At 70.2% G+C, this 14,645-nt stretch carries 16 protein-coding genes and 1 tRNA gene; 5 read left to right on the forward strand and 12 right to left on the reverse strand.

Annotated elements, in window-relative coordinates:
- Positions 1-27 precede the first annotated feature (27 nt).
- A complete protein-coding gene (locus tag ACIQCJ_RS30880; RefSeq protein ID WP_401724138.1) occupies positions 28-831 on the reverse strand; it encodes an ABC transporter permease in 804 nt (267 codons plus the stop codon).
- A 328-nt stretch (positions 832-1,159) separates the two neighbouring features.
- On the opposite strand from ACIQCJ_RS30880, the gene ACIQCJ_RS30885 reads away from it, so the two are divergent.
- Entirely contained in the window at positions 1,160-3,451 is a 2,292-nt protein-coding gene (locus ACIQCJ_RS30885; RefSeq protein WP_402713175.1) for a transglycosylase domain-containing protein, read from the forward strand.
- 161 nt (positions 3,452-3,612) lie between these two features.
- On the opposite strand, the gene ACIQCJ_RS30890 is transcribed toward ACIQCJ_RS30885, so the two are convergent.
- Together ACIQCJ_RS30890 and ACIQCJ_RS30895 are read right to left on the reverse strand one after the other, a co-directional pair.
- Positions 3,613-3,915, reverse strand: coding sequence for a co-chaperone GroES (locus ACIQCJ_RS30890; RefSeq protein ID WP_188282170.1), 303 nt, complete (start codon positions 3,913-3,915; stop codon positions 3,613-3,615).
- Positions 3,916-3,976: 61 nt separating this feature from the next.
- Entirely contained in the window at positions 3,977-4,309 is a 333-nt protein-coding gene (locus ACIQCJ_RS30895; RefSeq protein WP_355343113.1) for a DUF3618 domain-containing protein, read from the reverse strand.
- A gap of 112 nt (positions 4,310-4,421) precedes the next feature.
- Between ACIQCJ_RS30895 and bcp the strand changes: the two genes are divergently transcribed.
- Both bcp and ACIQCJ_RS30905 read left to right on the forward strand, forming a co-directional pair.
- Positions 4,422-4,889 (forward strand): thioredoxin-dependent thiol peroxidase, encoded by a 468-nt coding sequence (bcp, locus tag ACIQCJ_RS30900; protein ID WP_355343110.1) that lies wholly within the window; start codon positions 4,422-4,424, stop codon positions 4,887-4,889.
- A gap of 83 nt (positions 4,890-4,972) precedes the next feature.
- A tRNA-Leu gene (locus ACIQCJ_RS30905) sits at positions 4,973-5,059 on the forward strand.
- Positions 5,060-5,111: 52 nt separating this feature from the next.
- On the opposite strand, the gene rdgB is transcribed toward ACIQCJ_RS30905, so the two are convergent.
- From rdgB to ACIQCJ_RS30920, 3 genes are all read right to left on the reverse strand, one after another.
- Positions 5,112-5,717, reverse strand: a complete 606-nt coding sequence (gene rdgB / locus ACIQCJ_RS30910; RefSeq protein ID WP_355343107.1) for an RdgB/HAM1 family non-canonical purine NTP pyrophosphatase — start codon at positions 5,715-5,717, stop codon at positions 5,112-5,114.
- A 155-nt stretch (positions 5,718-5,872) separates the two neighbouring features.
- Positions 5,873-6,604, reverse strand: coding sequence for a ribonuclease PH (rph, locus tag ACIQCJ_RS30915; RefSeq protein WP_355343104.1), 732 nt, complete (start codon positions 6,602-6,604; stop codon positions 5,873-5,875).
- Positions 6,605-6,761: 157 nt separating this feature from the next.
- Complete coding sequence (locus tag ACIQCJ_RS30920; protein ID WP_188282159.1) at positions 6,762-6,995, reverse strand: glucose PTS transporter subunit EIIB; 234 nt, start codon at positions 6,993-6,995, stop codon at positions 6,762-6,764.
- A gap of 216 nt (positions 6,996-7,211) precedes the next feature.
- Here ACIQCJ_RS30920 and ACIQCJ_RS30925 point away from each other — a divergent pair, with 216 nt between their 5' ends.
- Positions 7,212-8,510, forward strand: a complete 1,299-nt coding sequence (locus ACIQCJ_RS30925) for a PTS transporter subunit EIIC (RefSeq protein ID WP_355343101.1) — start codon at positions 7,212-7,214, stop codon at positions 8,508-8,510.
- A gap of 211 nt (positions 8,511-8,721) precedes the next feature.
- Entirely contained in the window at positions 8,722-9,981 is a 1,260-nt protein-coding gene (locus ACIQCJ_RS30930) for a PTS transporter subunit EIIC (protein WP_391117287.1), read from the forward strand.
- A gap of 79 nt (positions 9,982-10,060) precedes the next feature.
- Here ACIQCJ_RS30930 and ACIQCJ_RS30935 read toward each other — a convergent pair whose 3' ends face one another.
- From ACIQCJ_RS30935 to ACIQCJ_RS30960, 6 genes are all read right to left on the reverse strand, one after another.
- Complete coding sequence (locus tag ACIQCJ_RS30935) at positions 10,061-10,813, reverse strand: MBL fold metallo-hydrolase (RefSeq protein ID WP_355343095.1); 753 nt, start codon at positions 10,811-10,813, stop codon at positions 10,061-10,063.
- 246 nt (positions 10,814-11,059) lie between these two features.
- Positions 11,060-12,010, reverse strand: coding sequence for a cysteine synthase (locus ACIQCJ_RS30940; RefSeq protein WP_355343092.1), 951 nt, complete (start codon positions 12,008-12,010; stop codon positions 11,060-11,062).
- The gene (locus tag ACIQCJ_RS30945) at positions 12,010-12,288 is read right to left on the reverse strand and encodes a MoaD/ThiS family protein (protein ID WP_188282154.1); all 279 of its coding nucleotides are present in this window, start codon (positions 12,286-12,288) and stop codon (positions 12,010-12,012) included. The genes ACIQCJ_RS30940 and ACIQCJ_RS30945 overlap by 1 nt, the downstream gene beginning before the upstream one ends.
- A gap of 101 nt (positions 12,289-12,389) precedes the next feature.
- Complete coding sequence (locus ACIQCJ_RS30950) at positions 12,390-12,494, reverse strand: putative leader peptide (RefSeq protein ID WP_317452711.1); 105 nt, start codon at positions 12,492-12,494, stop codon at positions 12,390-12,392.
- A gap of 59 nt (positions 12,495-12,553) precedes the next feature.
- On the reverse strand, positions 12,554-12,964 hold the full coding sequence (locus tag ACIQCJ_RS30955) for a M67 family metallopeptidase (RefSeq protein ID WP_355343087.1): 411 nt from the start codon (positions 12,962-12,964) through the stop codon (positions 12,554-12,556).
- A gap of 83 nt (positions 12,965-13,047) precedes the next feature.
- Entirely contained in the window at positions 13,048-14,535 is a 1,488-nt protein-coding gene (locus ACIQCJ_RS30960) for an amino acid permease (protein WP_402713176.1), read from the reverse strand.
- Positions 14,536-14,645 lie beyond the last annotated feature (110 nt).

Here is a 14,645-nt window from a genome sequence, read left to right on the forward strand (position 1 = left end):
CCGGCGCCGTCGCGGACCGTGGATTCCTCAGCCACCCTGCACCACCACCCTGCGCGCCGCGACGGCCTGCAACGCGCGGCCGGTCAGCAGCAGCGCCGCCGCCCAGCCCGCCTGGAAGGCCAGCGCGAGCAGCGCGTCCGTCCCCCGGTGCCGCTCCAGCAGCACATCGGCGGGCACCTGGAGCATCGCCGCCCACGGCATCGACCGCGCGAGCGTGCCGAGCCAGCCCGGGAAGACGGTCAGCGGCAGCAGCATCCCGGAGAAGAACAGCCCGGCCAGGAAGGCGACCTGGCTGACGCCCGCCCCGTCCAGCAGCCAGAAAGCGCTCAGCGCCACCAGGAACCGCACCGCGAAACTCACCACCACCCCCAGCGCCACCGACACCAGGAACAGCAGCCAGGTCACCGGCCGCGTCGGCAGCGCCAGATCGAACGCCAGCGCCCCGCACACCATCGGGATCACGCCGCGCCCCATCAGCTGGAAAGAGGCCCGGCCCAGATCCGCCGCCAGCCACCACCCCTGGAGGTCGGCCGGGCGGTACAGGTCCACCGCGATGTCACCCGACCTGATCCGCTCCATCAGCTCGTCCTCGAAGCCGCCGCCCATCAACGCCATCGTCTGGAGCAGCGCCTGCCCGATCCAGACATACGTCAGCGCCTGCGCCTCGGTGTAACCGCCGAGGTGCGGGCGCTGACCCCACAGCGCCACATAGCTGTAGGCGACAATGAAACCGAAGACCGTATTGGTGAAGACACCCGCCGCGGTCGCCGTCCGGTAGGTGGCGTAACGCCGGAAACCGCGCACCACCACGGCCCCGTAGAAGCCGCCCATCACTCACTCACCCCCGAAAAAGACGCAAGTCGGCGAGCCTAGTACGCGGCGAACCCCACCCACCACCGGTTTTCTTCGCGGCGTTCCGCACCCCGGCGACCCACCCCAACGGGTGACACGCGTGCGCCGTCCGGCCTGTCACAGCCCTGTCACGGATGCGCGGCGTTGAACCCCGGCGGGCTAATGGTGCGACAGTGTTTGGCGGCGGCCTACGTAAGCGTACGTAACGATTGGTCCATCATGTTCCGCCGCGGACCAACCCCGGCAGCGGCGGAGGAGTCCCAACAGATATGAGCCACGAGCCGAAACCGACGACGGGCGAGCGGGCATGACCGGCGGGCAGGGCTGGGGACCGCGCCCGACGCTCACCGACCGCAGGGGACGGCCGCGCCGTACCGGCCTGCGCCGGCTGCTGCCGACCTGGCGCATGGTCACCGGCGGCGTACTCGCCGTCCTGATCGTCCTCATCGGCGGCTTCTTCCTCGGCTACGCGCTGGTCTCCATCCCCGACCCGAACGCCGCCGCCACCGCGCAGAGCAATGTGTACGTGTACGCGGACGGCACGACGGAGATCGCCCGCGACGGCGCGATCAACCGTGAGAACGTCACCCTCAGCGGCGTCGCCAAGACCGCGCAGCACGCCGTGCTCTCCGCGGAGGACCGGAATTTCTACCACGAGTCCGCCGTCAGCCCCAAGGCCATGCTCCGCGCCGCCTGGAACACCGCCACCGGCAAGGGCAGGCAATCCGGCTCCACCATCACCCAGCAGTACGTGAAGAACTACTACCTGAACCAGTCGCAGACCGCGGTCCGCAAGGTCAAGGAATTCTTCATCGCCATCAAGCTGGACCGCAACGAGACCAAGGACCAGATCCTTGAGGGCTATCTCAACACCAGCTACTACGGGCGCAACGCGTACGGCATCCAGGCCGCCTCCCAGGCGTACTTCGGCGTCAACGCCAGCGAATTGACGACCGCTCAAGGCGCCTATCTGGCAACGCTGTTGAACGCGCCCAGTGAATACGACCTGGTCGCCCACCCGGAGAACGCCCCGGCGGCGAAAGGCCGTTGGAACTACGTACTGGACGGCATGGTCAAGGAGGGCTGGCTCAGCCAGTCCGAGCGCAACGCGACGGTCTTCCCCGGCATCGACAAGCCCAAGCCCGTCGCCAGCAAGGCGGGACAGCGCGGCTACATCATCGAAGCCGTCAACCGCTATCTCTCCGACAACCACATCGTCGACGCCGACACCCTGCGCCTGGGCGGCTACCGCATCGTCACCACGATCCAGAAGCCCAAGGAAGACGCCTTCGTCGCCGCCGCCCAGAGGAACATCTACGACCAACTCGGCCACAGGACCGTCGACAAGTACGTCCGCGCGGGCGGCGCGTCCATCGACCCGGCCACCGGCAACGTCGTCGCCCTCTACGGCGGCATCGACTACACCAAGCAGTACGTCAGCAGCGCCACCAACGCCACGTATCCGCCCGGCTCGACCTTCAAGCCGGTGATCTTCGCCTCCGCCGTCCAGCACGAGTCCTCGACGCAGGACAAGGAGCCGATCACCCCCAAGACGGTCTACGACGGCACCAACAAGCGCGAGGTGATCGGCCCGGACGGGCCCACCGGCTACAAGCCGGAGAACGAGGACCAGGGGTCCTACCCCGACATCACCGTCACCCGCGCCATGGACAAGTCCGTCAACGCCGTCTTCGCGCAGATGGCGCAGGACGTCGGCACCCGCAAGGTGATCGACACCGCGCACGACCTGGGCATGCCGGACGACGTCAAGATCCCCGAGACACCCGCGATGGCGCTCGGCGCCTTCGGGGCCAGCCCGCTGGACATGGCGCAGATGTACGCCACGCTCGCCAACCACGGCAAGGAGATCCCGTACTCGCTCGTCCTGAAGATCACCAAGGACGGCAACGACGTGAGCCTGCCCAAGCGCGACGCCGTCCAGTCCGTGCCCCGCCAGGCCGCCGACACCACGACGTCCATCCTGCGCAGCGTCGTCGACAGCCCCGGTGCGACCGCGACCGTCGCCCAGGACTCCGGCTGGCCGTCGGCCGCCAAGACCGGTACGGCGGACGACGACATCGCCGCCTGGTTCGCCGGCTACACGCCCAAACTCGCCACCGTGGTCGCCGTGTTGGGCATGAACCCGGACAACGGCAAACAGGAGAAGCTGTACGGCGCGATGAATCTGCCGCGGATCAACGGCGGCGGGCCGCCCGGCTCGGTGTGGGCCGACTACACGGCGGCGGCGCTCAAGGGCGTGCCCAAGCAGAACTTCTCGCTGGACGTGCAGAGCGGCCTGCCCACGCAGCCGCCGGCGACCACCGCGAGCCCGACCGACACCCCGACGTCGACGCCGCCCACGTCCGAGCCGCCGACCACCCCTCCCCCGACGACCACCGTGCCGCCCACCACGCAGCCGCCGACCACGGAACCGCCCACGACGCAGCCCCCGACCACCGAGCCGACCCCGTCCGACACGTTCAACCCGATCGGCGGGGTGACGGGCGGGACGAGTCCGGGCGGCGGCAGCAGTGGCGGCGGGGGCGGTGACGGGAGCGGTACGGCGGGGCCGGACGGGAACAGTTCACCGGGCGGGTGAGGAGGCCGGGCGCGGGGGCCCGGCATGGGCGGGGCCGGGCCGCGGGCAGGGGCCTCAGCGGCCCGGCTCCGGGGAACCACCGGCCCCAGGGATTCCGGTCATCCACCGGTCTCAGGGAGTCCGTCATGCACCGGTCTCAGGGATTCCGTCATCCACCGGGCTCAGAGATACAGCCCGGTGGAATCCTCCGAGCCCTGGAGCCGCTCGGCGGCGACCGCGTGCAGATCGCGCTCCCGCATCAGGACGTACGCGACCCCGCGCACCTCGACCTCGGCCCGGTCCTCCGGGTCGTACAGCACCCGGTCGCCGACCTCGACGGTCCGCACATTCTGCCCGACGGCCACGACCTCGGCCCACGCCAGGCGCTTGCCGACGGCCGCGGTCGCCGGAATCAGAATCCCGCCGCCACTGCGGCGTTCACCCTCACCGCTGTCCTGGCGCACCAGAACGCGGTCGTGCAGCATGCGGATGGGCAGCTTGTCGTGCTGCTCGCTCTTCGAACTCTTCGAACTCACGGCCACGACGTTACCGGCGGCGCCGCCACACCGTGAGACCGGCCACCGCGGCGACCAGCGCCACCCCGGCGACCGCCGCCGGAATGACCCGCTCGGGGCGGGGCGCGCCCTTCTCGTCGACGAAGTGCGCACGCGTCCTGCCGACCGCGCGGTTCGCCGCCACAAACGCCTGCCCGACACTGCGGTCCACCGCGGAAACGGCCTTGGCCTTGGTGTCCCGGACAATCGTCACCGGGTGCACCCGTACCGCGATCTCGTCCAGCGTCGACGCCAGATCCTGCCGCCTGCGGGTGATCTCCGCCTCGATCTGGGCGGCCGTCCTGACTTCCGACCCTTCCGACACCGCGGTTCCTCCATCGCCTGATTCGGTAGCGTTCGGACAGTCTGTCAGTACGACGCGGCCCGCGCCCCGTCGGCACCCCCGAATGCGCCCCATTGCACAAGGAGTTTCCCTCATGTCCGAGCGCCTGGCCCCCGGCGACACCGCCCCCGACTTCACCCTTCCGGACGCCGACGGCAAGCCCGTCTCCCTCGCCGACCACCGCGGCCGCAAGGTCATCGTCTACTTCTACCCGGCCGCCCTCACCCCCGGCTGCACCAAGCAGGCGTGCGACTTCACCGACAATCTCGACGTCCTCGCCTCCGCCGGGTACGACGTCATCGGCGTCTCCCCCGACAAGCCGGAAAAGCTCGCCAAATTCCGCGAGAAGGAATCCCTCAAGGTCACCCTGGTGGCGGACCCCGACAAGGCCGTGCTCACCTCCTACGGCGCCTTCGGCGAGAAGAAGCTCTACGGCAAGACCGTCACCGGCGTCATCCGCTCCACCGTCGTCGTCGACGAATCCGGCAAAGTCGCCCACGCCTTCTACAACGTCAAGGCCACCGGCCACGTCGCCAAGCTCCTCAAGGACCTCGCCGTCTGACGTGACCACGTATCCACGGACGCGGTGCGGGCGCGACCACGTACCGCAGACCACACCGGGTCGATATCATGGTGAGGTTGCACGCGGCCGTGTCGTAACAGGCAGCCGAGCTGGGTTTAGATCCCAGTGGGAGAAATCCCGTGTGGGTTCGAATCCCACCGGCCGCACCATGTATGGCCTGCGATTCAAAGGTCGAATCGCAGGCCATTGTCATGCGCGGGGTCAGGCCAGGAGTTCCGCCACCAGGGGGGTCAGGGCGCGGAAGGCTTGGCCGCGGTGGCTGATGGCGTTCTTCTCCGCGGGGGTGAGTTCGGCGCAGGTGAGGGTGGAGCCGTCGGGCTGGAGGATGGGGTCGTAGCCGAAGCCGTTGGTGCCGGCGGGGGCGGTGCGCAGGGTGCCGCGGAGGCGGCCTTCGACGACGCGGGTGGTGCCGTCGGGGAGGGCGAGGGCGGCGGCGCAGGTGAAGTGGGCGGCGCGGTGGGGGGTGTCGATGTCGCCGAGCTGGGCGAGGAGCAGGTCGAGGTTGGCCGCGTCGTCGCCGTGCTTGCCCGCCCAGCGGGCGGAGAAGATGCCGGGGGCGCCGCCGAGTACGTCGACGCAGAGCCCTGAGTCGTCGGCGACGGCCGGCAGCCCGGTACCGGCCGCCAGCGCCCTCGCCTTGAGCAGGGCGTTCTCGGCGAAGGTGACGCCGGTCTCCCTGACGTCGGGGATCTCGGGGTAGGCGTCGGCCCCGACGAGGTCCACGTCCAGGCCGCTGTCGGCGAGGATCGCGTGGAGTTCGGTGACCTTGTGTGCGTTGCGAGTGGCGAGTACGAGGCGGCGGGTCATGGGGGAATTATCTCCGGCCGGATGCCGTGGCCGTTGAGGCGGTCGTGTGACGACGGTTCACGCGCCCCCTCCCCCGTGGCCGCGCCTCCCGGCGGGTGCGGCGCGCGTGGCTGTCAACACGCGGCAGCCGCCGGGAGGGTGGCGTCGAGCGGGGTTCAGGCGGTGGCCGCCAGGGCGGCTTGCTGGGCGGCGGTGAGGTCGGCGCAGCCGTTGACGGCGAGGGCGAGAAGGGCGTCGAGTTCGGCGCGGTCGAAGGGCTGGCCTTCGGCGGTGCCCTGGACCTCGACGAAGCGGCCGTCGCCGGTGCAGACGACGTTCATGTCGGTTTCGGCCTTGACGTCCTCTTCGTAGGCGAGGTCGAGGAGGGGGACGCCGTCGACGATGCCGACGCTGACGGCGGCGACCGTGCCGGTGAGGGGCTGGGCCTTGGCGCGGATGAGGCGGTTGGTCTGCATCCAGGTGACGGCGTCGGCGAGGGCGACGTAGGCGCCGGTGATGGCGGCGGTGCGGGTGCCGCCGTCGGCCTGGAGGACGTCGCAGTCGAGGACGACGGTGTTCTCGCCGAGGGCTTTGTAGTCGATGACGGCGCGCAGGGAGCGGCCGATCAGGCGGGAGATCTCGTGGGTGCGGCCACCGATCTTGCCGCGGACGGATTCGCGGTCGCCGCGGGTATTGGTGGCGCGCGGGAGCATGGAGTATTCGGCGGTGACCCAGCCCTCGCCGCTGCCTTTGCGCCAGCGGGGTACGCCTTGGGTGGCGCTGGCGGTGCAGAGCACGCGGGTGTCGCCGAAGGAGACGAGGACGGAGCCCTCGGCGTGCTTGCTCCACGCGCGCTCGATGGTGACGGGGCGGAGCTGGTCAGGGGTGCGGCCGTCGAATCGTGACATGCGCGTGAGCCTATCCGGGTGAGGCCGCCGCGCAGGACCGGGTGGGTCCGGGACCGCGGGGCCCGTCGGGGGGCGCGGCCCGCGGCCGTCGGCGGGAACGGGGAGGACCGCGCCACGGGAGTGACGCGGTCCTCGGACGTTCAGCGCGGGCGCCGCGTCACATCATGTCTTCGATGTCCGCCGCGATCGGGTCCGCGTCGGTGCCGATGACGACCTGGATGGCGGTGCCCATTTTGACGACGCCGTGGGCGCCCGCGGCCTTGAGGGCGGCCTCGTCGACGAGGGAGGGGTCCCGTACCTCGGTGCGCAGCCGGGTGATGCAGCCCTCGACCTCTTCGATGTTGTCGAGTCCGCCGAGACCGGCGACGATCTTCTCAGCCTTGCTGGCCATCTCTTGTCTCCTGTTTCCCTGACCCACCGTGAGTCCGATATGTCACGGTAACGCACGGTTGGCCCAACTTCACGGGCGGTTGACCCCCGGGTGGACCACCATGGCGCTCAGCGGCGCCCCCCTGCCGGACGGGCGCCGCCTGCGTACAAGTGGTCTAAACCAATGTACGGCCACTGTACGCGAACGCCCGCAGGCAGCAGTCAGGGAGGACACCGAATGAGTTCGGCCACCGCGTCCGCGGCGCCCCGCAAACCCTGGTTGAGCGTGCTGTTCCAAGGGCTCCAGAAGATGGGCCGCAGCCTCCAGCTGCCGATCGCCGTCCTGCCCGCCGCGGGCATCTTGAACCGGCTGGGCCAGCCGGACGTCTTCGGCGCCGACGGCCTCGGCTGGGACCGGGTGGCCAAGGTCTTCGTCGGCGCGGGCGGCGCGCTGCTGGACGGCTCGATCGGTCTGCCGCTGCTGTTCTGCGTGGGTGTGGCCATCGGCATGGCCAAGAAGTCCGACGGCTCGACCGCGCTCGCCGCGGTGGCCGGTTTCCTGGTCTACAACGGCGTGCTGCACCAGTTCCCCAAGGACTGCGGGCCCGGCACCGTACTGTCGGCGGGCGCGTGCATCGCCAAGGACGGTACGGCGGCGGCGGCCACGTACCAGAACCCCGGTGTCTTCGGCGGCATCGTGCTCGGGCTGCTGACCGCGTACTTCTGGCAGCGCTTCCACCGCACCAAGCTCGTCGACTGGCTCGGCTTCTTCAACGGCCGCCGCCTGGTGCCGATCATGATGGCCGGGGTCGCGATCGTCTTCGCGGTGATCTGCACGTGGGTCTGGCCGCCGATCGGCGACGCGCTGACCAGCTTCAGCAAGTGGCTGGTGGACCTCGGAGCGATCGGCTCGGGCATCTTCGGTGTCGCCAACCGCGCGCTGCTCACGGTGGGTCTGCACCAGTTCCTGAACACCTTCGTGTGGTTCCAGTTCGGCGACTTCACCAAGCCGGACGGCACGGTCGTGCACGGCGACATCCCGCGCTTCCTGGCGGGCGACCCGACGGCCGGGCAGTTCCAGACCGGCTTCTTCCCGATCATGATGTTCGCGCTGCCCGCCGCCGCGCTGGCCATCGCGCACACCGCCAAGCCGCACCGCCGCAAGGAGATCAGCGGCATGATGCTCTCGGTCGGCCTGACGTCGTTCGTCACCGGGATCACCGAGCCGATCGAGTACTCCTTCCTGTTCATCGCACCGCTGCTGTACGCCTTCCACGCGGTGCTGACCGGCGTCTCGATGGCGGTCTGCTGGGGGCTGGGCGCCAAGGACGGCTTCAGCTTCTCGGCCGGTCTGATCGACTACTGCCTGAACTGGAACCTGGCCACCAAACCCTGGCTGCTGCTGATCGTCGGCGCGTGTTTCGCCGTGGTCTACTACGCGCTCTTCCGCTTCGTGATCGTGAAGTTCAACCTGGCGACGCCGGGCCGGGAGCCGGACGAGATCGAGGCCGAGCTGGAGCAGGGCAACGTAAAGTAACGATTCGGCGTCGTAAAAGCCCCCAAGTCCCCGGACTTGGGGGCTTTTGTCATGTCACCCAGCGTGTGACTCACGGCACACGCAACGATCCGGAATCATGGATTCCTTTACGCCTCCCTCACGTGTTAAAACTGGTCTACACCACTGAGTGGTATAGACCACGGCGGCGGGCCGTCCCCTTCCATGCGCCCGCCTCACCAGGAGGAATCTGATGAGTACGGCCACCGGCGCGGCGGCTCCCGCGAAGAAGCGGGGCTCCGGCCTGTTCCAGGGTCTGCAGAAGGTGGGACGGAGCCTCCAGCTCCCGATCGCCGTCCTGCCGGCCGCGGGCATCCTGCTCCGGCTCGGCCAGCCCGACGTCTTCGGCGCCGACGGTCTGGGCTGGGGCAAGGTCGCGACCGTCTTCGCCGAGGCCGGCGGCGCGGTCTTCGACAACCTGCCGCTGCTGTTCTGCATAGGCGTCGCCATCGGCTTCGCGAAGAAGTCCGACGGCTCCACCGCGCTGGCCGCCCTGGTCGGCTTCCTGGTCTACAGCCGGGTCCTCCAGGCGTTCCCGGTCACCGACGCGGTCGTCAACACCACCGCCAACAAGGGCGTCGACGTCGCGGCCACGTACAACAACCCCGGTGTCCTCGGCGGCATCCTGATGGGTCTGCTGGCCGCCGTGCTGTGGCAGCGCTTCCACCGCACCAAGCTGGTCGACTGGCTCGGCTTCTTCAACGGCCGCCGCCTCGTCCCGATCATCATGGCCTTCGTCGGCACCGGCATGGGTGTCTTCTTCGGCCTGGTCTGGAAGCCGATCGGCGAGGGCATCAGCAACTTCGGCGAGTGGATGACCGGCCTCGGCGCGGTCGGCGCCGGCCTGTTCGGCCTGATCAACCGCGGTCTGATCCCGGTCGGCATGCACCAGTTCGTGAACTCCGTCGCCTGGTTCCAGATCGGCGACTTCAAGGACGCCTCCGGCACGATCGTGCACGGCGACCTGACCCGGTTCTTCGCCCACGACCCGACCGCGGGCCAGTTCATGGCGGGCTTCTTCCCGATCATGATGTTCGGCCTGCCCGCCGCCGCGCTGGCCATGGCGCACACCGCGCGCCCCGAGCGCCGCAAGGCCGTCATGGGCATGATGCTCTCGCTCGCCCTGACCTCGTTCGTGACCGGTGTCACCGAGCCGATCGAGTTCTCGTTCATGTTCATCGCGCCGCTGCTGTACGCGATCCACGCCGTGCTGACCGCCGCGTCGATGGCCATCACCTGGGCGCTGGGCGTGCACGCGGGCTTCACCTTCTCCGCGGGCTTCATCGACTACGCGCTGAACTGGAACCTCGCCACCAAGCCGTATCTGATCATCCCGATCGGCCTGGTCTTCGGAGCGATCTACTACTTCGTCTTCCGGTTCGCGATCGTCAAGTTCAACATCCCCACCCCGGGCCGCGAGCCCGAGGAGGAGATCGAGGACATCACCAAGTGACGTACGGGCGCTGACAGTTCAGCCACCCGCGGCGGGTCCGGGACCGGATACGGTTACGGGCCCGCCGTCCGCGTTCCGGTCAGAGTTCGTAGACCGCGCCGGAGACGGCGAGTTCGACCGGACCTTCGAAGGCGGACTTGGCGTCACGCAGGTTGACCGAGGGGTTGGTCCACGGCGGGATGTGGGTGAGGACCAGGCGTCCGGCGCGGGCGCGGGCGGCGGCCTCCCCGGCCTCGCGGCCGTTGAGGTGCAGCTCGGGGATGTCCTCCTTGCCGTGCGTGAAGGACGCCTCGCACAAGAAGAGGTCGGCGCCGTCCGCGAGCCCGTCCAGGGCGGCGCAGGGGCCGGTGTCGCCGGAGTACGCCAGCGTGCTGCCCTCGTACTCGATACGGAACCCGTACGCCTCGACCGGGTGGCTGACCAGGTCCGTGGTGATGCCGAACGGGCCCAGGCGGAAGGCGCCGGGCTCCAGGGTGCGGAAGTCGAAGACCTCGCTCATGCACTTCTCGTCCGGCACGTCGCCGTAGGCGATGCTCAGACGGCGCTCGGTGCCCTCGGGGCCGTAGACCGGGATCGGGGCGGCGGGGCCGCCGTCGTGCCGGTAGTAGCGGGCCACGAAGTAGCCGCACATGTCGATGCAGTGGTCGGCGTGCAGATGGCTGAGCAGTACGGCGTCCAGGTCGTACAGGCCGCAGTGACGCTGCAGTTCGCCGAGGGCGCCGTTGCCCATGTCGATCAGCAGCCGGAAGCCGTCGGCCTCGACGAGGTAGCTCGAACAAGCCGATTCCGCGGACGGGAACGACCCCGAGCAGCCGACGACGGTGAGCTTCATTCCTGGAAACACCTCCGTGGGCGCGCCACAGATCACCCCATTCCGGCTGGAGTGGGGGGATTGGCGGGACGGTCCGCCATGTCTTGAGAGGGTAAGGCGCGGGGGGTCCTCACGCGCCTCTCCCGCACCTCGTTGTGGGCGGAATCACCAGTACGGGGGGCCGCGGGGCCGGTTGCCGAACACCAACGCGGGCCCCCGCGCACCGGGGGGTGTCCTGGAACGCCGGACGGGCCGGCCGACGAGCGGTCAGGCCCAGAGTTGGCCGTGCAGGGCCGCGACGGCGGCCTCGGTGGACTCGGCGGTGTAGATGCCGGTCGAGAGGTACTTCCAGCCGCCGTCGGCGACGATGAAGACGATGTCGGCGCGCTGGGCGGCGCGGTGCGCCTTGGCGGCCACGCCGAGGGCGGCGTGCAGCGCCGCGCCGGTGGAGACCCCGGCGAAGATGCCTTCCTGCGACAGGAGTTCGCGGGTGCGGCGGACCGCGTCCTCGGAGCCGACGGAGAAGCGGGTGGTGAGCACGGACTCGTCGTACAGCTCGGGCACGAAGCCCTCGTCGAGGTTGCGCAGACCGTAGACGACGTCGTCGTAGCGCGGCTCGGCGGCGACGACGGAGACTCCCGGCACCTTCTCGCGCAGGAAGCGGCCGACGCCCATGAGGGTGCCGGTGGTGCCGAGACCGGCGACGAAGTGGGTGATGGTGGGGAGGTCGGCGAGGATCTCCGGGCCGGTGGTGGCGTAGTGCGCGGCCGGGTTGGCGGGGTTGCCGTACTGGTAGAGCATCACCCAGTCGGGGTGCTCGGCGGCCAGTTCCTTGGCGACCCGGACCGCGGTGTTGGAGCCGCCCGCGGCCGGTGAGGAGATGATCTCCGCGCCCCACATGGCCAGCAGCTCGCGCCGCTCGGAGGAGGTGTTCTCCGGCATGACGCAGACGATCCGGTAGCCCTTGAGGCGGGCGGCCATGGCCAGCGAGATGCCGGTGTTGCCTGAGGTGGGCTCCAGGATGGTGCAGCCGGGCGTGAGGCGGCCGTCCGCCTCGGCCTGCTCGATCATGTGCAGGGCCGGGCGGTCCTTGACCGAGCCGGTCGGATTGCGGTCCTCCAGCTTCGCCCAGACGCTCACCTCGTCGGACGGCGACAGGCGCGGCAGGCGGACCAGCGGGGTGTTGCCGACCGCCGCCAGCGAACTGTCGTAACGCATCAGCGCGCGCCGCCGGCCACTGCCGGGAGGATCGTCACGCTGTCGCCGTCGGCGACCTTGGTGGAGATGCCGTCGAGGAAGCGGACGTCCTCGTCGTTGAGGTAGACGTTCACGAAGCGGCGCAGCTCGCCGCCGTCCACGACGCGGTCGCGCAGGCCCGCGTGCCGGGTGTCGAGGTCCGCGAACAGCTCGTCCAGGGTGGTCCCGGCGCCTTCGACGGCCTTCTGGCCGTCGGTGTAGGTGCGGAGGATGGTCGGGATGCGGACCTCGATGGCCATGACTGCGCTCCAGTGAGTGCGTGCGTACGACGACAGGGGCGGGGCGGGGCTGCGGTGCTTCAGCGGTCGTGCGGGGTGCGTGCGGAAGCGGGCGCGGGTGGTCAGGCGCCCTGACACGCCGCGCTGGTGCGGCGGCACAGGTCGACGTGCAGCCGCGCCACGAGCAGCGTGCCCGGCGCCTTGTCACTCACGTCGAAGAGAACCATGGGGTCATCGTATCGATTCCCCCTGGCGGGCCGAGACGGCCGTCCCACGATCCGGACCGTCAGACGTAGGAGTCCACGACCTGTACGGGTTCTTCGGTGACGACACCGTCCACGATGCGGAACGAGCGGAACTGGAACTCCTCCGCGAGCGAGACCAGCACGTAGTGCGCGCCGGGTTCCTGGGCGAGCGAGATGTCGGTACGGGAGGGGTACGCCTCCGTCGCGGTGTGCGAGTGGTAGATCACCACCTGCTCCTCGCCGCGCTGCCGCATCTCCTTGTCGAGCCGGAGCTGCTCCATCGAGTCGAACTCGTAGAAGGTGGGTGAGCGGGCCGCGTTCAGCATGGGCACGAACCGCTCGGGGCGGTCGCTGTCCTCGGGGCCCGCGACGACCCCGCACGCCTCGTCGGGGGCGTCGGCCTCGGCGTGCGCGACGATCCGGTCGTACAGGTCCTGGGTGATGGTGAGCATGCGGGAAAAATAACAGGGGCCGCGCGGTCACGGGCCGGTGGTCGGGGCCCGGCGCTCACGGGCCGGTGGCCGGGGCCCGGCGCTCACGGCCCGGGGGTCGCGGTCGCGGCGGCGGGGGTGGGGGCGGGCGCCAGGTGGGCCCTGCGGGCGAAGGCGGCCGGATTGCGGCGCTTGAGCAGCGCGTAGCCGCCGGCCAGGAGCGCGAGCCACAGCGGGACGCCGTACAGCGAGATCCGGGCGTCGGCGTCGGCGCCGATCAGCACCAGCACCAGGACGAGGAAGGCGAGCGCGAGCCAGCTGGCGACGGCGCCGCCGGGCGCGGTGAACCAGGCCGCCGCCGCGCGCCCGTCCTTGACCGCGGCGCGGTAGCGGATGTGCGAGGCGAGGATCACCCCCCAGGTCCAGACGGCGGCGACGGTCGCGAAGGCGGTGATGTACGTGAACGCGCCTGCGGGGTCGACGTAGTTGAGCCACACGCCGGTGCCCATCAGGGCGACGGAGACCAGGGTGCCGGTGGCCGGGGTGCGGCGGGCGGTGAGGCGGGTGAAGACCCGCGGGCCCTGGCCGTTGACGGCGAGGTCGCGGAGCATGCGCCCGGTGGAGTACATCCCGGAGTTGCAGGACGACAGGGCGGCGGTGAGCACCACGAAGTTGACGATGCCCGCGCCGAAGGGGATGCCGATCCGGGCGAAGGCGGCCACGAACGGGCTGACGCCGGGCCGGAATTCGGTCCAGGGGACGACGCAGAGGATGACGGCGAGCGCGCCGACGTAGAACAGGCCGATGCGCCAGGGAAGGGTGTTGATGGCCTTGGGCAGCGTCTCGCGGGGGTTCTCGGCCTCGCCCGCGGTGACGCCGACGAGTTCGACGGCCAGATAGGCGAACATGACGATCTGGAGGGTGAGCAGCGAGGAGCCGACGCCGTTGGGGAAGACGCCGCCGTCGCGCCACAGGTGGCCGACCGAGGCGGTGTCACCGGCCGCGGACACCCCGAGGGTAAGGACGCCGACGCCGATGAGGATCATGCCCGCGATGGCGGTGACCTTCACCATCGACAGCCAGAACTCGACCTCGCCGAAGAGCCGCACGGAGATCAGGTTGGCCGCGAAGAGCAGGACGAGGAAGCCGAGGGCGGCGGTCCACTGCGGAATCCAGGGCCACCAGTACGCGAGGTAGGTGGCGGCGGCGGTGACCTCGGCCATGCCGGTGACCACCCACATCAGCCAGTACGTCCAGCCGGTGACGAAGCCCGCGAAGGGGCCGAGGAATTCGCGGGCGTAGTCGGCGAAGGAGCCGGACACCGGGCGGTAGGTGAGGAGTTCGCCGAGCGCGCGCATGATGACGAAGATGGCGACGCCCGCGACGGCGTACATCAGGACCAGGCCGGGGCCCGCCTGGTGGATGGCGCGGCCCGCGCCGAGGAACAGGCCGGTGCCGATCGCGCCGCCGATGGCGATCATCTGGATCTGGCGGCTGCCGAGGCCGCGCGCGTACCCCTCGTCCCCCGCCGGGGCCTCGCCCGCCCCGTCCCGCCCGTCCGTTCCACCCGTCACGTCCGACACGTCCGTCATGCCGGATTCGTACCACGTGCGGTACGGCGCCGCCCGTCGGCGGCCGACGGTCCGTCAGGTCGGGTGCGGGCCGGAAGAGGGGCGGATACGGGCCGGGGGCGGGTGGGCGC

The organism is Streptomyces sp. NPDC093221, assembly GCF_044753885.1.
GTDB lineage: Bacteria > Actinomycetota > Actinomycetes > Streptomycetales > Streptomycetaceae > Actinacidiphila.